We start from the raw sequence: 16,513 nt of genomic DNA, 5'->3' as shown, positions 1-16,513 counted from the left end.
GACCTATAGTCGGTTCCGAGCAAGATCGTTCTTGCCCAATTGGGCAAGCCCTCGGCGAGTGTCCACTTCAGCCAGTCGCTGAACCGGTCAGACTCTCCATGAGGAGTTCCGCGACCGCGGCCAAGTCCTGCGGAGAGAGCTGGTTCCTCAGTGCGGCCACTACGTGCTCCGGGGAAGCGTCGGGGGGCACGATGATCGAGAGAGCGAGAGCTTCCGATGCCGAGGTATTAACGGCGTTAACGGTCTGCGGTGGGACAGCAGCACCAGGCTGAGGAGCGGTAGAACCGTTAACGCCGTTAACGGTGGAGGCCTCGCTCCCTTCCCCCAGGCGCCGACGCGGCGCGCGTTGGCGAGGCGCCTTCGACGCGGTCATAACCTCCTGAGCAGCAGGGGCCTGCTGCTCCTTGGGCAAGCGGCCAATGCGCCTGGCCGGCTCCACCTTGAGGTCGCCGACCTCCACAGCTTTCTGGAGGTCCGGCGTGAGTTCCAGCAGTGCCAGACGCTGTGAAACCCAGGCCGACGACTTCCCCAGCCGCTTGGCTACCTTGCCCTGCGACCCGTGCACACCGACCAACTCCTGGATGGCCTGTGCCTGGTCCAGAGGAGGCACATCCACCCGGTGCACGTTGGCGATGAGTGCTGACTCCAGCAGGTCGGCGGCAGTGGCGGCCAGGTCGTCATTGACGTCGATCCGCACCTCAGCGAGCCCAGCTGCACCGGCAGCCTTGAGCCTGCGGTTGCCGTCGATGACGACGTAGTCGGCCGACCCGATCTGCGCCTCCTGGTCAGGATGAGCGCGGAGAAAAGCGGCACGCCGTACAACGGTGACCGGCTGAACCTGCCCCCTGACCCGAAGCGACTCCGCAGTCTCCTCGATGTCGGTGTACTCGTCGCGAGGATTGAACGGGTTGTGCGCCAGTTCCGCCAGGGGAACGGAGGCCGGCGGACGCTTGCCCTCCCCGTTCATGATCTGCTGACGCGTCCGCACGCGCCGAGGCGCTTCCTCAGGACTGCCCTGCCCGTCCTCGTCCAGCGTGAAGCCGCGCGTCACACGCTCCGACTGGCCCTTCGGCTTGGTCTTCCTCATACCGCCAGTTCCTTCGCCAGGTCGCGCATCGCCTGCGCATGCTCACTATCGGGCGCGTACTCCAGCAGCGGGATCTCCCCGTCTGCGGCCTCGCGCCCCTCCTTCAGGTCACCGATGACTGCTAGAACCGCCGGCGAGCTACTGCGCTCCCACTGGTCTCGGTTCTCCTTGACCAACCGGCCGCGCCGGCTGTCATACGCGTTGATGACCAGCCCGAGATAGTCGACCGTGATGCGGCCCTTGCGGCACAGGTCTTCCATCTGGGAACGCAGCAGCCGAAACGCTCGATGGGATGCCTTGTTCGCCCACACCGGCGTGATGACGCCCGACCGGTCGGACAGCTCACCCTCGCGGCGCCGCACGTAGTAGAGCGCGGTGTCCATGTTCAGACCGAGACTGGGCGGGCCGTCGATGATGATGATGTCGTAGTCGTTCTCCAGCGGCTCCAGCGCGCGTTCCAGCGCAGCCTCGCTGAACGACACCTTGGACAGTGCCACGTCTCGGAGGAACGCGTCGTCGCTCGCGGGGAGCAAGTGCAGACGCTCACCGAAGCGTTCGTGGTCCAGAGCGACCAGCAGGTCGTGGATGTCACCCTTGGCGGTCCCATCCATGTGCATCAGCAGCGTCTCGACGTCGTCCTCGTACATGAGGTCTTCAAATCCGAGCTCTGCGGTGAGGTGCCCCTGAGGGTCGTAGTCGACGATCAGCACCCGGTGGCCGGCCTCTGCGAGTGCCTGAGCGACGCCGCTTGAGATGAAAGTCTTCCCCACGCCCCCCTTCTGGTTGGCCACTATGACCCGGATGACCGGCTGCTCGGTGAGCGGCGCGCTGGGGGAGGGGTGCGCCTCCAGCCAGAGCGTCAATGCCTGAGCCAAGCCCTGGACATAGGTGACTCCGCGTTCGCTGCATGCAGTCTTGAACGAGTCCGGTTCGCCAACTGGAAGGAAAGTGCCCCAAGTCCGGGCACCGGCGGTGTCCACCTCGGGCAGTTCGTCTGCCGTGTACCAGGCTTTGATGGCGTGCTCAGCGGCATCCTGAATGTCCATGCCGTGCTCAAAAGCGCGGATCTTCAGGTGCCTGCGCAACTGGGGGGTGAGAGCGGTGATTAGCTTCTCTCGCTCCCCTCGGGGACTAGGGATGCTCATGTGGCCGAACATTACTAGGTCACCTCATCGTTGAGGCCACATCCTCACCGCTTGCCGTCAACCTCACCCCGAGCGGGTGATCATCAACTGGGAGCCGTGACCCTTCTCGTCCGACCCGCAGTTGGGCGGGGTGTGACACGACTGATGATCGCCGTTGCCACGGCAACCATGCTAGCCGCCACCGCCTTGCTCGCCCCGGCCGCTCACGCCATCCCCGCCCCTACCTCAGCGGCTGCCGCCAAGGCGTGCTCCGCGCGGTACGAGGTCACCGGGCGGAAGGTGGCGGTGCGGATGCCAGAGGGCAACGCGCCCGTGGCGTCACCGCACAGTCCCGTGGTGCGCTACCTGCACCGGGGTGACGTGGTGACGTCGTGCGTCGCAGCGATCGCCCGTACGCAGAGCGGCCCGGCCTACCACAAGTGCGGGAAGGGCGGACACGTCTGGCGAGTCATCCGCGGAGGGCAAGTGCCTGCCACGTGCCTGAAGCGGATCTAGCCGACGGGACCGCCCCGAGCGGTGCCCGGTCTCTTCGCCGCACTCGCTGGGCTGCTCCGCGGCGAGTGCGGCCCGCCGATACGGGGCAACGTTGGTGCATGAGCGGTCAGTGGGAGTACCAGTTCGTGACGCTCGTCGCCTCACTTGGGTGGGATGAGGAGATCAACAGCATGCTCGTCAGCTGGAGTGCCCAGGGGTGGGAACCGGTGAACCATACGGCGCTGGCCGACCGTAACGGCGACCCCTCATACTTCTCGTTCCTGTTCCGGCGCAGCCTCGTCTAGTCGAGGATGCCCAGCGCGCTGTCGGGGCGGCAGTGGGGGCAGGCTTTGACGCCGTCGGTGATGGCCTGGCGGGCCTGTTCCTGCTCGATGCCGGCGCTGCGCCTGCCTGCGTTCCAGCAGTCGCCGGTGTGGACGTAGACGGGCGGGCTGTGCCGGTTCAATCCCTGCTCCAGGAGCCATGCGGGCGGGTCCGGCTTCTCCTCGATGCCGCGTCGCCGTTCGGCGTCCCGGCGTTCTTCGTCCGCGATCCACTGCTGGGTGCGTGCCAGGTCGCGCAGCTGCACGCGCTCCAGGAAGCGGAGCAGCACGAGTCGCGTCGGACCTGATTCGTTCACACGTTCTATTTTATGCTGTGCTGGTCACGCAGCAATCCCAGGGGTGGGCGAACGGAGACGTCATGGAGCCCGCTGACCTGCTCACCCGGCACGGCATCGCCCCCGAGCACCTCGACCAGGCCCCGGCTCCGCCTGCCCGCCCGCAGGCTCTCGCCCGCGTCCAGGAGGTGCCGCCCCGGCCCTGCACCGTCTGCGGCGCCCCCGCGGCTACCGTCCGCGCCGTGGCCTTTGCGGGCGCGGGGCCGCGCTGGGTGGACCTGTGCTGGGATCACGGCATGGCGGTCCGTCGGCGCCACCGCCTCCCGCAGACGCTGGAGGGCATCACCGCGGACCTGCGGGACGCGGCCCGGGAGGCGGGCCTGCCCGCCGCGGAGCACCTGTCGTTCTCTTCTTCGTTCGAGACGGCCGCCGCCGGCCGCCCAGGCGAGGAACCCTGATGACTGCCCCCGTTCCGCCGGTCACCGAGCCGGACACCTCCGCACGCACCTGCCCCGGCGACCAGGTCGGCCCGTGCGCCGCATGCCGCCGGCCCACCCACAAATACGGGGTCGGGGCCCGCTCGCCGCTGTGCGAGTACTGCGACGCCAAGGCCGCCGAGCGGTGGGGCCGGAAGCTGCGCGCCGACGGTCCCGTGCCGGGTTGACCGGGAGCAGGCGCGAGCCGGGCGGGACAAGACGGCAGATCCGGCCGATCTCGCGGACGGATGCGGCCATCCTTGGATGACGCAGACGTCTGGGCTGGACGGGCTGGCTACAACCTTGACCAGGGGCGTTCCTGAGCTGGTGGGGGTTGTACGTGCTGACCATCAACGTGGCCGTGCTGCTGGCGGTCATCATCGTCGTGCGGCTGCGCAGGCGGACCGAGGCGCGCAGCCGCAATGACGTGAAGCTGACCGTGCTGATCGTTCTGGTCTTCGGCATCCTCGTCGCACCGACCGGGTTCGGGCAGGGCGTGCTGGACGCTGTGGGCCAGCTGGCATCCGGCATCAACGACGCAGGCCGCTGACCTGCCCAACCCCCTGCTCGCGCTTTCGAGCCGGCGGGAGCACGCTGGAAGACGTGAGTGGCGCGCCCATCGTCGTGCACCGGCACGGCCGGGACGAGATCCTGGGCACCGCCTACAGTGATCACGAGTGAACGGTTCCCGACAGAGGGGGGCACCCCGTAACGGGGTGCCCCCCTCTGTCGGGCACACCGCCCGGGCGCATATCGTCCCGGGCTTCCGTGGGGTCTCCGGCGGCCTGGAGCCCCCACCCGGGGCGTCCGGCCGTGCCCGCCCGCAGGAGGCCCCCGGAGATACCGTCCCGGGCCTCGGGCTTCTTAACCGCCAACTAACACCGCCTCGGGTACAGTTGATGTGAACACGAACTTACCGGCGAGCCCGCAGACCGACGCAGTCGGGTAGGCCACATTCGGAAGGCCCCCTGGATGGGGGGCCTTGACCAATGTATTGAGCCCCCTCGGACGAGGGGGCTTAGATAGCCGAATCGCGCGGATAAAGAGTCAGCCCTAACGGGAGATAAGCAACCCCTTCGAGGAGATGAAACCGGCCAGCCGTTACACCGCCCTGGCCAGGCACCGAGAGCCAAGACACGTCGGCGCGGCCTCAGCAGGACCCCACGTATGTACATGTGGTGGTCGGGCTGAGAGCTGCGTACCGCAGAGTCCCGACCACCCTCCCGGGAAAGGTCGGAAGGTGAATCTCTCTCTCGGTGTCAGGATGCTGATCTTCATGATCTGCTTCCTGTTCTCCATCATCATCGGCATGGTGGCGGGTCTCATCAGCCACAAGCCCACCACGCCCAAGGGCCCGGCGTTCCTCTACGGCGGTGGTGTCTTCGGCGGGTCGCTGACGCTGTGCCTGGTGGTGCTCACGTCGCTCGGCGTGCTTTGAACGCGTCGAAGCCCCGGAGGCCACGACGGCTCTCCGGGGCTTCGCCAGATTCGGCCGCATGACGCTGTACCCATGCCTACGCTCACCCTGTGACGATCACACCGGTAACCCTTGCCTTGATCGGAATCGGTGCCGGGTTGCTGGGGTCCATCATCGGCACAGTAGGCACCCTGATGGCGGCCAGCCGCACCCAGCGCGCGACCCGGGACCGCGAGACCGAGTTCAAGATCTGGGAGCGCAAGGCTGACGCCATCGAAGAGGCGCATCGGAAGATGCTCGCGCTCGGCAACGCGCGCGACCTCGCCTGGATGCGCAGGCAGTTACCCGATGGACTTAGCCCTCAGGAACTCGATGAAGGTCATCAGGACGAGCAATCACGCCTGGTCGTTACAAAGCTCATGCTCTATACGGCGCCCGAGTTGGTGACGGCTTATCAGAACTCCAACGCAGCCTTCATGAAGGCGCTGCTCGCGATCTCACGGCTTCAGCTGATGCTCACTGAACTTGCTGCGGGACGCGACGAGGGCAGAGGCCGACAGAACGTCAACGCTGCGGCCCCGGTGGCGGCTCGTGCCGTCGAGGAATCCAAGGCTGCCGACGAACGCCTTGCGGTCGCGTTACGTGAAGCGGCCACGCTCGCCGCTCCGCGAAGCCGTCGACGTTAGCCGGCCTACTTCGAGTCGGCGCGAACGTACCGAAGCCCAGCTCGGTACGGACCTGGCCCGTGTCGCGCACGTGCGCAAGGGCCTTCTGAGCGGTGCTGGCCGCGATGCCGAACTCTGCGCTCAGCTCACCGATGATGCCCGGCACCGGAGCCGCCACCGGCGTGCGCAGCATGGGAGCGGCGCAGCACGACCACGGGGCACGACCTCGCCGACGTGATGGGTCAGGAGTCGGCGCGCACGGCGGTCGAGGTCGCCGCGGCCGGTGGCCACCACCTGTTCCTCGAGGGACCGCCCGCCGGGCGCGGTGGGCGGCACGCCGTGGCGGACCTGGCCGCCCGCCTGGCCCGGTGTGAGGGGCCGCGCAGGGCCCAGGGCCAGGCCACGGTCCCCCGCAGCCCGCCCCTGCCGCGCCGGGACTGGTCGATGACCCGGGCACCACCGTGGACCGTCAGCGGCAGCGTGCCCGGAGCGGCCAGCCGACGCACGGCTGTGCCCTCCCCCTCAGCGGCAAGGGCCGCCAGGACGTCGGCGTCCTGGTTGCTCATCCAGCCCCAAAGGCGGTCGTCGTCGGCGGCGGCGGTGGCCAGCTCCAGCCACGGGTCATCGAGCCGGCACCGCAGCTCCTTGCCCGCGCCGTCCGGGCGCAGCACGAGCGTGGCCCACGGCACACCGGACGGCACGACGAGCTTGCCGTGGGCCAGGAGCCAGGCGACGGCCGCGGACCGGTTGAACTCCGGGTGTGTGGCGGTGCCCCCGGCCGGGGCGGGGAAGTCGGGGTGCCGGCGGCGCCAGTTGGCCACCGTCGCCCAGCCCCCCGGCGATCCGCCCGACCCCGCCATCAGCACCGTGTCCCGCCCTTCGGCAGCCGGGGCGAGTGCGCTGAGCGGGGAACGGCGGCCCGGCGCTACTGCGGCACGACATGCCGCAGTCGTCACTGGCGGCGCGTTCAGCGGCACAACGAGATCTACCGGCGCGCTGTGGAGGAGGGGCTGAACCTCATCAGGGGCGGTGGCATGCTGTGGGCGCAGGGCCTGTGCCCGGTGTGCGGGGTGTCCGTCTCGGTGCGCAAGCGCACGGATGCGGTGTACTGCTCGCCCCGGTGTCGTACCAGAGCGTGGCGCATGCGTCATGAGGCTGCCGACACCTCGTGACGCATCCGAACGGCCGTTGCGTTAGCCGTCACCGTGTGACGGCTAACCATCACGGATGCTCGCGCTGATCAGGCCCACCGCATCCCGATCGCGGACAGCAGTTCCATCCGCTCCGGGGACAGGGTCGCGGCCCTGCTGCGCTGGTTCCCGACCCATGCACCCAGCTTGTGCTCCCGCTCCTCCTGGTCCTCGTCCACGGTCCGTTCGATGTGCTTGCGCGGGACCTGGAGGTGTCCCTCGCGGTCGTAGAACTGCTTCGCGGCGGCGTAGTTCATGGCCCACTTGTCGGCCTGGCTGCGCCGGGCCCGGGGCTTCTCCTCGTCGGCCGCGGGAGTGATGCCGAGGACCTGCTCGCACAACCACTGCTGCACGGTGGTCAGGCTGTCCCACCCGTACCGGACGGAGCGGACCCACCGTCCGAGGTCTTCGCCCTGGTGCACGACCTCGCCCGGCGCCATGGGCAGCATGCCGCCGGCCTCCAGGCGCTGCCGCACGAGGTGGAAAGCACGCTGCCACTCCACCGGCCACGCCGGGCACCAGGACGGATCGATCTCCTCCAGCTGCTCACGCCGCGCCTGCGACAGCGCACCGGCCGACGACGCGACGGGCAGGCCCTGAGCACGCCGCTGCTCGACCTCCAGCGCCTTCCGCGCACCCGCCCGCGCGTTCTTCAGCCAGATCCCCACCCGGTAGCCCTGGAACACGGCGTCCAACGGCGCCAGGAGGTGCCCGGCCTCGGCGGCCCACCCGCGCGCGGCCGCCAGGCCTTCCTCCCAGGCGACGTCGAAGTGCGACCACACCATGCCCAGCTTCTCCAGCTGCCGGGCGCGGCCGGAGTCCATGTCGCCGCGGGCGTAGAAGCGCCGGTTGTCGGCAATCCACTGCCCCAGCGGGAAACCGGCGAGCGCGGCCGGCCACCCCTCCGCCTCCGCCGGGCCGTCTGCGCCGGGCACCCGGTAGGTGAACGGCACCTTCAGGTCACCGTGCTTACGGGCGTAGATGCCCGCGGCTTCGATGCCGCGCCGCCAGTGCTGGTGCTCGGGGTTGAGGACGCGCAGGTTGATGAACGCGGCCAGCTGCGCGGGATCGCGCGGCGTGGAGAACTTCAGGAGCTGGCGCGCGGGCACCGACGGCCCACCAGCCTCGCCTTCGCCGTCCTGGTCGTGCTGGGCGCCCTGAATGGCCACGGGGCTCGGGGCTTGCTGCTCGGCGAGCTGCTCGACCACCCGGGCGTCGTGCGCGCGGAGCGCCATCAAAAGCTTGGAGAGTCCGCCGAAAGCCCGGGAGGTGAGCATGGTGTCGGCGCTCTCGCCGGGCCCGAGTAGGACGGGCACGACGAGGGAGGCGACCTTGCCCTCGCCGGGCTGGATGCGCAGGGCGCGGCCGACGGCCTGGACCAGGTCCGGCATCGAGCCGCGCACGTCCCCGAAGTACACGGAGTCGCATTCCCGGGTGTCCACCCCCTCGCCCAGCACCTTCACCGACCCCAGGAACCCCTTCTCCACCACCGTGCCGTCGGCGGCGACGCCAGCCGCGAACTCATCCAGCACCCGCCGCCGGTGGGCGGGCTTGTGCTCGCCGCACAGCCAGTCCGCCCAGATCGCCCGCGGGTACAGCGCAGGGTCCTCAGCGCGCAGCTTGGCGGCCACGTCGGGAAGACCGGCCGCGAACGCCTCCGCCTCCTTCACCACATGATGGAAGACCAGGGTCCGCCGGAATCCCTCCTCCGACGATGCCTTGAGCAGGGCGGTCTGGAGGGCTGCGAGGCGGGCCCCGCGCACCTCGTCCGAGCGGGCATCCGTGCCCAGAAGCTGCGCGGCCTGGAGGTGGGTGTCGGTGATGTCCACGCACACCACCTGGTACGGCGCACAGATTCCCCGGTCCACGGCCTCCGACAAGGTCAGGGTGTACGCCCTGCTGCCGAAGGGACTGTCGGGATGGTCGTCCATGCTGGCCACCAGCTCGCCCGGTGCGCCCTGGTCGCCGTCCTCGTCGCCGAGCTGCCACAGCCGCGGGGTGGCGGTCATGTACAGGCGCCGCAGCGAGGGGATGCGCTGGTTGTCGTGGACGACCGCCCACGGCTTCGCGCTCCGCCCCGAAACCCGGTGCGCCTCGTCCACGACGATCAGCGACCACCCCGGCAGGCCGGCCTGGTGCGCGCGCTCCAGCGTGCCGAGCCCGAGCGAGGCGTACGTCGCGAACACGGTGACCGTGTCGAACGGCTTCACCCACTCGACCAGCTCCCGGACGTCCGTGGTGCTGGGGAAGGGCAGACCCTCGCCCCGCAGCGAGGAGACGCCGATCATCGGGCCGGTGCGGCCTGCCGCACGCCACGCGGCCTCGGTCTGTGCCAGCAGATCCAGCGAGGGCACGAGCACCAGGACGCGGCCCGCCTGGAGTTCGCGTGCGCTCTGCGCGGCGACGAGGGTTTTGCCGGAGCCGGTCGCCATGACGACCTGGGTGCGCAGTCCGCGCTCGGGGACGGTGCCGTCCGCGGGCACCTCCAGTGCGGCGAGGACGGCGTCGACAGCCTCACGCTGGTGAGGGCGGAGCTTCGTCATGAGCGGAACCCTTCGAAGTGCCGGGATGGCGAAGGCGGGCAGGCAAGGAGTCTGCTGGGTAAGGCGAGGGAGAGATTCACCGCTTGGAATCGCGCGAGGCCGGATCAATACCGGCAGCGCGGAGCACTTCGTAGACAGTGGTCCGCGAAAGACCCGTCGCGCGTCTGATGTCCTGGACGTTCTCCATGCCGTCGTTCCACAGCTCCACCGCGATGCGCTTGAGGGCGAGAGCGGCACCGAGGCGCTGGGTGCGCCAGTCCTCGGCCGAGGCAAGGAGCTGCTCGCGGCCGGAATTCTCGCCTCCTTCCCACCCCGTGGCCCGAGACCAGACCTCTTCCGCGACGTCGCTCCCAAGCTGGGCGACCAGGCGGGCGTACAGGCAGGGGACGACGTCCTGGTCCTCCTCCTCGTCAATGAGCTCGCCCAGGGTCCAGGGGTCGGTGGGCAGCCGCGGGTCGAGGTACTCGCGGCTGCCTGGGTGAGCGACGACGACGAAGGCGTCGACCTTGCTCCTCGTGCGTCGCCTTTCGAACGAGCCGATCCGCTCGGCGTAGCGCTCAGCGTTGGTCTCGGCGACGAACGGACCGATGAGGGCCGGAGGGTGGTCCTGCGGGGTGACGACCACCGCGTAGAACTTCAACATGTCCACCACTGTACATGTCCACTGATGGACATAATGCGGCGCTGGACCAAACGCTGCAACGCCCCTCCACGTACGCCCGCAACCGCCCTATCTGGGAGAGGTGGACGGTCTTCGCCGGGTGGGGCCCGCGCGAACCCCAAGACGTCGCTCTCGTGGAGCTGCGGCTGGTGATCTAGGTCGGTGCCGACGATCGGATGCCGGGACCGCGGAGCACTGGCGGCACGCATTCGCTTGCGCCGGCCCCGCCCGGACCTGTCTCCTACCGGCACCCCGCGCTTGGATCCGGGCCCGGCAGGTCTGACTCGCGTCAGCCCATACATCCCGCCACTGCCTTACGCCACCGCAAACCGGTGGCTATCCTGCAACCATGTCTGTCATCACGATGACCCTGCGCGTCCCGGACGACATCGCGCCCTCGATCCGGGCCGCCGCCTTGGAGGCCGGCCTGAGCGTGAACGCGTACGTGGTCCGCGCCGCCCGCCGCGCCGCCACCCTCGATGCCGCCAAGCAGCTGGCTACGCTCGGCCTCGGCGACGACCTGGCGGGCGAGGGCGACACTCTGTGAACCGTGGGGAAATCTGGTCGCTCGCGGATGGCCGCAACGTCCTGATCATCAGCCTGACCGGCCTCGAAGAGGCCTACGGGGCGGTCCTCGCAATTGTGCTGCACGACAGCGGCCGCTACCCCGACACTGCCATGTCCGTCGTGATCGGCGACCCGCTCCCGTCCACCGCCGTCGCCGTCAACATCGCACAGCTGCGCGTCGACCGGTTCGACGGCGCCAAGCTCCTCGGCCCGGTCGACGGCGCGGCCATGGCCCGCGTGGACGCCGCCCTGCGCGCCGTCCAGGACCTGTAACCACCTACGCCTCGGAGCGCTCCGGCGCTGTCACCTTCCACCGCTGACCCGGCCGTCCGTACGAAGAAGCCGGCCGCCGGGCAGTCGCCCGGCGGCCGGTCCCGTTCCCCTCCCACCGCCCGCGGCGGAGGAAGGCGCTAGGCGACGAGCTCCTAGGTCACCTGCCCGCCATGGGCGGGACCGAAGACGTCAGCACTGGCAGTTCGGGTGTCACCAGAGGCCGTGGCCGTGATCCGGCGGGGACTGGCGCAGGTCGAGGTAGCAGCGCAGCCGCACCCCCACTTGCCCGGGCTCGCGAGTGGTGCGCTCCACAGCCGTGGTCGCCCACCGGGCGGCCAGCGCGGTGTGGAAGGCGAACGCGGTCTCGTCGTCGGCTGCGGCCACGTCGACCACGATCAGGCCCGGTTCGGACACGTGCACATCGTTGATCGCTTCCATGACCGGCACGACGCTCGGCCCGGGGCGGCAGTTCTCATTGTGCTGCCTGTTCACCCCTACGGGGCCCGGCCAATCGGTCATTCCCCGCCCGGCGCAGCCGCACCGGCCCAGTCTTCCGCCGCATGGACGAGTGGTTGCACTTTCTCCACTTCGACTTCACTTGGTGATCACGTCCGGTAGGCTCCGGGCGCTCCATTCGCACCACTGAGGGGGGATTCCTCATGCGCATCCATCGCGTCTTGACTGCTGCCGCGACCACGGCGGCTGTCGCCGCGCTCGGTCTGGCGGCTGCTGTGCCGGCGCAGGCCGCCGAGTACTCCTCGCCCTTGAAGATCAAGGGCATCCAGTACGACGTTCCGGGCCGGGACTCCAACAGGTGCTCCGGCGGCAACACCGCGGCCGAGTACCTGACGATCAAGAACTACTCCAAGACGGCGACGGTGAACCTGAAGGGCTACAAGGTCAAGGACGCCGCCGGCAACACCTTCACCTTCAAGAGCAGCCACACCCTGCAGCCGGGCGACCAGGTGAGCCTGCGCGGGGGCCGCGGCACCGACTCGGACGCCAAGAACGTCGTCTACCGCCAGAACTGCAACTTCATCTGGAACAACGACAAGGACACCATCTACTTCTACAAGCCCACCGGGGCCCGCGCGGACGTCCACGCCTATACGCAGAAGGCCAACGACAAGGACCGCAACGGCTACATCACCTACCACGGCTGACCCGGCCGCCCACGCGACAAAGCCGGCCGCCGGGCAAAAGCCCGGCGGCCGGCCCCGTCCCCGCACCACTGCCCGCCGCGGGCGGGCGACGTACTAGGCGACGAGTTCGTACGTCACGTTCTGCTCTGGGCAGCTGCTCGCCGCCTCCTGCAGCGCGGCGAGCTCCGCCTCGTCCGCGGTCAGGTTCCAGCGCAGCTTCGTGCCGACCCATTCGGCGATGTACCGGCAGTGCGCCTCGGCGGCCGGCGGCATCCACTGTGCCGGGTCCTGGTCGGCCTTGGACCGGTTCGAGCGGGCCGTGACCGCCACCAGACTGGTGGCCGCGCCCTGGTCGTTGGCGTAGGCCTCACGCCGCTCGGCTGTCCACGCGGACGCGCCGCTGTCCCAGCTCTCCGCCAGCGGCACCATGTGGTCGATGTCCAGCCCGGAAGTGGAGGCCACCCACACCCGGTCGTAGTAGGACCACCACTGCCCGCCCGAGAGCCGGCACCGGGGCCCGACCACGGGCGGCTCGACCGCTTCGTCGATCAGGACCTCGTTGCGGGTGGAGCAGCCATCGGCCGGGTCGTCCCCCCGGTTCCAGTGGCGGAAGGCGTCGCGGTCGTAGCCCTCCCGGGACTCGGTGGCGATCTGGAGGCGGGTGACGGCTTCGGCGACAGGAAGCGTCTCCACCGCGTGAGCCGGAATGGATGCGAAGAGGGACAGGACGGCGAGGCAGGCGGCAGCCAGGCCGCGCAGCACAGAGTTGACCATGAGCCGTTGATAGCGGCCCAGGGAGGGGCGCGATCAGTGGTTCGCTGAGTGCGCCGCCCGTGTGAGTGCAATGGTCATACCGGGATCCTTTCCACCGCGACGGTGACTGCTCCGTCGCACGAGCCGGGCCCAGGGGCGTTGCCTATAGGTGTCGAGGGCGCGCAGGAGGCCGAGCGGCGGTCGCCTGTGGCCTGGCCCGCGCCTCGACATGAGAACCCGGATGGACGCCGGTGGTACGCAGCCCAGCTCTGCTCATCGAGGAGGAGGCCGGCAGGCGCCTCACGTCGTGTTCGGGCTGCTGCCCGGGCGACGGCACCGGCGTCTGAAGAAACGTGCCCTTCGGGGATGTGATTGTCAGAGGGTGCGTGTAGAGTCCGGCGCCGCACGGCAGAGGCAGCATCGCGCTGGATTTATGCGCGTGTGAATCCCCGACAAATCGACTTAAAAAGCGCGGTCGCCAGTGCGGGGGATCACTCGTACGGGGTTGTGACTTGCGTCACGCCCAATCGGGGAAAAAGTGGGAACTACCAGCGCTGTTTCCGTCTCGAAGGCCCGGATGTGTGCTGATCAACATGTGACTACCTGTCGCATCAAGGCGGCAAGGCAAGGCATAGTGGGGACATCGCCACCCCTGAGTGTGACAGGCATCACAAAAGCCGAGTTTCGCTTGCGTACGCGGCGGTAACCCGCATTCGGACAAGAGGAAAGCCCCACCTGGCGCCCGCGAAGCATCCCGGTGAGGCCTTCCCTGCACGCCCGTGTGCAGTGCGGCCGACCTATGGGTCGGTCAGAGCCCCGGTCCTCAGACCGGGGCTTTCCGCGTTACCAGGGCCAGTTCCGCGCGACCTCGTAGGCCACGTGGAGCAGGAACCCCAGCCACCGGGAGGCCCGCTTGGGCGGCTCCCGCCTGCTGCAACAACGGCAGTGCCCCTCCGACTCGTCGTGCTCAGTCATCGGGTCTCATCACCCCATTCCTCGGGAAACTGCGGATTTCGCAGCTCCGCGGAGGCCACATCGTTCGTGGACCCCGCGCGGGGCGGTCCACGCGTACGCGAGGGCCCTGGGGTTACGAGGTGGTGAGACTTTACCTGAGCGCTACGGATCCCGTTTCCCGTCAAACGCGGCACTACCAAACACCGAACTGACACCCCGTGCCATACCAAGCAGTCGCATAGGTGAACTTCCCCAACCTCAAACGATGCTCAAGTCCCCAAGCAGCGGAAGCTTGTGACGACCCGACGGGTACGCCGTGCCAGTTCCCACCACCAGCGTGCGGAAGCTCACACGCGAAGCACACCAGCAGGGTGAGCGTGCGCCCCCTGCACCCCTGCCGAGCCCCCGAACCCCGCACCGCACACCCATCTCGCCCCGCCATGCGCACAGTTGCCCGCGGCCGGCGCCTACCCTCGCCGGAGCGGTCCCGCCCTCAGCCCTCGGCGATACCGTGGGCCTACACGCCAGTCACGCGCCCTGGCGCCCTCGAAGAGCGAACAGCCGGCCCCTACGGACACCGTCCGGCAGCAGCTGGAGCCCGCGGCCGCCGACGCGGCCCGCGCCTACGCGGCTAAGACCCGCGAGAACGCCGACCAGCTCGCCGCCGTCCTTGAGGACATCGCCACCAACGGCTTGCCCGCGGTAGAGGACTGCATGCCCTGGGAGGATCTGCGCGACGTCCACCTCGCCCGGCTGGCTCGCCAGCGCCCAGCCGTCGCCTGATGGCCCGACAGCACGGCCCGCGCCGCGCCCGTATGACCTTCTCCGACGCCGCCGCCAAGCAGCTGGAGACCCTCACCAGCGAAGCGGAGCTCCACGCCCTGGACCGCGCTCTAGTCGTCGTCTCCGTCGCCCCCGACATCGGCGATCCCCTGCCCGGCGACACCTTCAGTCCCCAGCTGCGCCAGTACACCGACGACGTTGAGCGCGTACGCATCCTGTACCGGGTCACGGCGCTGCGCACGGTGGTCGTCGTCGCGTACGTCGAGTGTGACGCGCCAGTCTGGACCCGTGGAGCCCTCGACTCGGTGCGGAATTCAGGCCCGCCCGTATCCGGAATTTGTGATCATGAGGCATGGGTCAGGAGAAGCGGAAGAAGCCGTTCGTATCGTCCTCGTATGGAACGGGCGTACGGACAGAGATGTTCAACGGGCTGGGAGCGCCGCTCGCTCAGGCGGTGTGGCGGCAGGTGATGGAACAAACTGGGCTTCGAGACATGATCCTCGCCCAGCAACGCGACCTAATACGGCCACTTCTCAAGCCTGCCTTGTACGGCACCACCATCACGGGCCCCAATGTGCTCAGGGGCAAGAACGCGTGGCCCCGTGGCGTTCTGGGACCGAACCCATACTGGCTGACTACTACCGCATCGCTTCGGCGCGCGAGCGCTCAGGCCGCGGGGGCCAGCCACCTCCGCGGCATCATCACGGCACCGCGCTTCAACATCAACGACCTGTTCCCGAACCCGTTCGAGAACCTTGCGCGCCCCCTCTCACCGAAGGTACCCGGCCTTGCCGAGAGGCTCGCGGAACTGCTCTTCCCGCCCAACCTGCAAGGATTCAGCGAGAAAGAGTGGGCTCAGCTTATCGACATGGTCACCGATGACGGCATAGGCCTGATGTGGGCACCAGGCAAACGACATCTGCGCGCCCTGTTGGACGCTCCCGACCGCGAGGGCCGCTACACCTACTTGCACACCCAGCGCGTGGACCTGTTCGACGAGGTAGAGGCCGGCCTCAACGAAGTGCATCACGAGGATCTGGCAGACCTCCGGAGGCTGGGAGCGCGCGCGATCGCGACCGCGCGCGCCGGGCTATGGGAGGCGGCGCTGGCTCTGGCGACCAACGTCGTCTACACAGCGATGGAGACCCAGGCCTTGGACTGGTACCGGGAGGAGTTCAAGCACGCTCGGGACGATGAAGGAAAGGGGCTACTCGCCACCCTCGGCGCCGGCAAGACCGTGACTTGGGTCATCGACCATGTGCCGATGCCGCCCAGGAGCGTCGGCATCTTCGAACTCCGGGCCCATCTCGTCATCCGGTCGCTGTCGGCTACCTTCGCGCACAGCGACACGGTGAAGGACAAGCACAACAGACACGCGGTCTGCCACACGGCGTCCTATGACTCCTTTCGGGAGGAGTACCTGCTCCCGGCTCTGCTGAACATGCACTCGCTGCTGCGTGGTCTAAACGAGAAGATGATGGTGGACGACGAAAGCGACGACAGCTGACATCGTGGGTGGCGACGGCACTGAGTAAAGTCTGAGCGGGCCTGGCTCGGCGCCAGTGCAGACGCTGCTGACGTCGGCCGAGCTGGCCAGTGGGCCGGGAAGGCACGCGCCGCGGGAACGGCTATGCCCCCCTGGCCGCCGAGGAGCGAGATCTCGATAGGCGGGACCGTCAGCTGGCACGCGAGACCGGCGCATAGGCGCGACGCCCCCGCGCCGCGCCGTCGCAGGGCTCCGCACGAGGGCCCGCCGGCGTGCAG

Annotated in this window: 19 protein-coding genes and 2 pseudogenes; 13 read left to right on the top strand and 8 right to left on the bottom strand. The window is 68.9% G+C overall.

The genetic code is table 11. The features are described from left to right. Nucleotides 1-67 precede the first annotated feature (67 nt). Both AC07FV_RS34105 and AC07FV_RS34100 read right to left on the bottom strand, forming a co-directional pair. On the bottom strand, nucleotides 68-1,087 hold the full coding sequence (locus AC07FV_RS34105) for a ParB/RepB/Spo0J family partition protein (RefSeq protein WP_479091590.1): 1,020 nt from the start codon (nucleotides 1,085-1,087) through the stop codon (nucleotides 68-70). Further along, nucleotides 1,084-2,133: a ParA family protein gene (locus tag AC07FV_RS34100; RefSeq protein WP_479091588.1), complete on the bottom strand. Its 1,050-nt coding sequence runs from the start codon at nucleotides 2,131-2,133 to the stop codon at nucleotides 1,084-1,086. The genes AC07FV_RS34105 and AC07FV_RS34100 overlap by 4 nt, the downstream gene beginning before the upstream one ends. 692 nt (nucleotides 2,134-2,825) lie before the next feature. On the opposite strand from AC07FV_RS34100, the gene AC07FV_RS34095 reads away from it, so the two are divergent. Next, nucleotides 2,826-3,011, top strand: coding sequence for a hypothetical protein (locus AC07FV_RS34095; RefSeq protein ID WP_479091587.1), 186 nt, complete (start codon nucleotides 2,826-2,828; stop codon nucleotides 3,009-3,011). Here the strand turns inward: AC07FV_RS34095 and AC07FV_RS34090 are convergent. Next, complete coding sequence (locus AC07FV_RS34090) at nucleotides 3,008-3,346, bottom strand: DUF6233 domain-containing protein (protein WP_479091586.1); 339 nt, start codon at nucleotides 3,344-3,346, stop codon at nucleotides 3,008-3,010. The genes AC07FV_RS34095 and AC07FV_RS34090 overlap by 4 nt on opposite strands. 62 nt (nucleotides 3,347-3,408) lie before the next feature. Between AC07FV_RS34090 and AC07FV_RS34085 the strand changes: the two genes are divergently transcribed. The 6 genes and pseudogenes from AC07FV_RS34085 to AC07FV_RS34060 all read left to right on the top strand — a co-directional run. Continuing rightward, nucleotides 3,409-3,783: a hypothetical protein gene (locus AC07FV_RS34085; protein ID WP_479091584.1), complete on the top strand. Its 375-nt coding sequence runs from the start codon at nucleotides 3,409-3,411 to the stop codon at nucleotides 3,781-3,783. Further along, entirely contained in the window at nucleotides 3,783-3,989 is a 207-nt protein-coding gene (locus tag AC07FV_RS34080; RefSeq protein WP_479091583.1) for a hypothetical protein, read from the top strand. Before AC07FV_RS34085 ends, AC07FV_RS34080 begins: the two co-directional genes overlap by 1 nt. Before the next feature lie 152 nt (nucleotides 3,990-4,141). Further along, complete coding sequence (locus tag AC07FV_RS34075) at nucleotides 4,142-4,351, top strand: hypothetical protein (protein WP_479091581.1); 210 nt, start codon at nucleotides 4,142-4,144, stop codon at nucleotides 4,349-4,351. A gap of 690 nt (nucleotides 4,352-5,041) precedes the next feature. Further along, nucleotides 5,042-5,239 (top strand): hypothetical protein, encoded by a 198-nt coding sequence (locus AC07FV_RS34070; protein WP_479091579.1) that lies wholly within the window; start codon nucleotides 5,042-5,044, stop codon nucleotides 5,237-5,239. A gap of 89 nt (nucleotides 5,240-5,328) precedes the next feature. Next, the gene (locus tag AC07FV_RS34065) at nucleotides 5,329-5,904 is read left to right on the top strand and encodes a hypothetical protein (RefSeq protein ID WP_479091577.1); all 576 of its coding nucleotides are present in this window, start codon (nucleotides 5,329-5,331) and stop codon (nucleotides 5,902-5,904) included. A 128-nt stretch (nucleotides 5,905-6,032) separates the two neighbouring features. Next, a pseudogene (locus tag AC07FV_RS34060) lies at nucleotides 6,033-6,198 on the top strand (ATP-binding protein); the annotation flags it as partial. On the opposite strand, the gene AC07FV_RS34055 reads toward AC07FV_RS34060, so the two are convergent. The 3 genes from AC07FV_RS34055 to AC07FV_RS34045 all read right to left on the bottom strand — a co-directional run bounded on the left by AC07FV_RS34055 (nucleotide 6,126) and on the right by AC07FV_RS34045 (nucleotide 10,259). Next, nucleotides 6,126-6,743, bottom strand: a complete 618-nt coding sequence (locus tag AC07FV_RS34055; protein ID WP_479091638.1) for a hypothetical protein — start codon at nucleotides 6,741-6,743, stop codon at nucleotides 6,126-6,128. The pseudogene AC07FV_RS34060 and the gene AC07FV_RS34055 sit on opposite strands and share 73 nt — an antisense overlap. A 380-nt stretch (nucleotides 6,744-7,123) precedes the next feature. After that, entirely contained in the window at nucleotides 7,124-9,616 is a 2,493-nt protein-coding gene (locus AC07FV_RS34050; RefSeq protein ID WP_479091575.1) for a helicase associated domain-containing protein, read from the bottom strand. Between the two features lie 76 nt (nucleotides 9,617-9,692). Further along, entirely contained in the window at nucleotides 9,693-10,259 is a 567-nt protein-coding gene (locus tag AC07FV_RS34045) for a hypothetical protein (RefSeq protein WP_479091574.1), read from the bottom strand. 367 nt (nucleotides 10,260-10,626) lie between these two features. Here AC07FV_RS34045 and AC07FV_RS34040 point away from each other — a divergent pair, with 367 nt between their 5' ends. Both AC07FV_RS34040 and AC07FV_RS34035 read left to right on the top strand, forming a co-directional pair. Next, nucleotides 10,627-10,824, top strand: coding sequence for a toxin-antitoxin system HicB family antitoxin (locus AC07FV_RS34040; RefSeq protein ID WP_479091573.1), 198 nt, complete (start codon nucleotides 10,627-10,629; stop codon nucleotides 10,822-10,824). Next, the gene (locus tag AC07FV_RS34035) at nucleotides 10,821-11,117 is read left to right on the top strand and encodes a hypothetical protein (RefSeq protein ID WP_479091571.1); all 297 of its coding nucleotides are present in this window, start codon (nucleotides 10,821-10,823) and stop codon (nucleotides 11,115-11,117) included. Before AC07FV_RS34040 ends, AC07FV_RS34035 begins: the two co-directional genes overlap by 4 nt. Nucleotides 11,118-11,327: 210 nt before the next feature. Here AC07FV_RS34035 and AC07FV_RS34030 read toward each other — a convergent pair whose 3' ends face one another. Further along, the gene (locus tag AC07FV_RS34030) at nucleotides 11,328-11,555 is read right to left on the bottom strand and encodes a DUF6207 family protein (RefSeq protein WP_479091569.1); all 228 of its coding nucleotides are present in this window, start codon (nucleotides 11,553-11,555) and stop codon (nucleotides 11,328-11,330) included. A gap of 221 nt (nucleotides 11,556-11,776) precedes the next feature. Between AC07FV_RS34030 and AC07FV_RS34025 the strand changes: the two genes are divergently transcribed. Then, entirely contained in the window at nucleotides 11,777-12,280 is a 504-nt protein-coding gene (locus AC07FV_RS34025; RefSeq protein ID WP_479091568.1) for a lamin tail domain-containing protein, read from the top strand. Nucleotides 12,281-12,373: 93 nt separating this feature from the next. Here AC07FV_RS34025 and AC07FV_RS34020 read toward each other — a convergent pair whose 3' ends face one another. After that, nucleotides 12,374-13,033 (bottom strand): HNH endonuclease family protein, encoded by a 660-nt coding sequence (locus AC07FV_RS34020; protein ID WP_479091566.1) that lies wholly within the window; start codon nucleotides 13,031-13,033, stop codon nucleotides 12,374-12,376. Nucleotides 13,034-14,503: 1,470 nt separating this feature from the next. On the opposite strand from AC07FV_RS34020, the gene AC07FV_RS34015 reads away from it, so the two are divergent. From AC07FV_RS34015 to AC07FV_RS34005, 3 genes and pseudogenes are all read left to right on the top strand, one after another. Next, entirely contained in the window at nucleotides 14,504-14,749 is a 246-nt protein-coding gene (locus tag AC07FV_RS34015) for a hypothetical protein (protein WP_479091630.1), read from the top strand. Beyond that, nucleotides 14,749-15,015 (top strand): annotated as a pseudogene (locus AC07FV_RS34010) (hypothetical protein); the annotation flags it as partial. The gene AC07FV_RS34015 and the pseudogene AC07FV_RS34010, both read left to right, overlap by 1 nt. Before the next feature lie 86 nt (nucleotides 15,016-15,101). Continuing rightward, nucleotides 15,102-16,256, top strand: a complete 1,155-nt coding sequence (locus tag AC07FV_RS34005) for a hypothetical protein (protein WP_479091637.1) — start codon at nucleotides 15,102-15,104, stop codon at nucleotides 16,254-16,256. Nucleotides 16,257-16,513: the final 257 nt, after the last annotated feature.

Source organism: Streptomyces sp. NPDC045956 (assembly GCF_056430705.1).
This window is presented reverse-complemented; position numbering and strand designations above follow the sequence as displayed.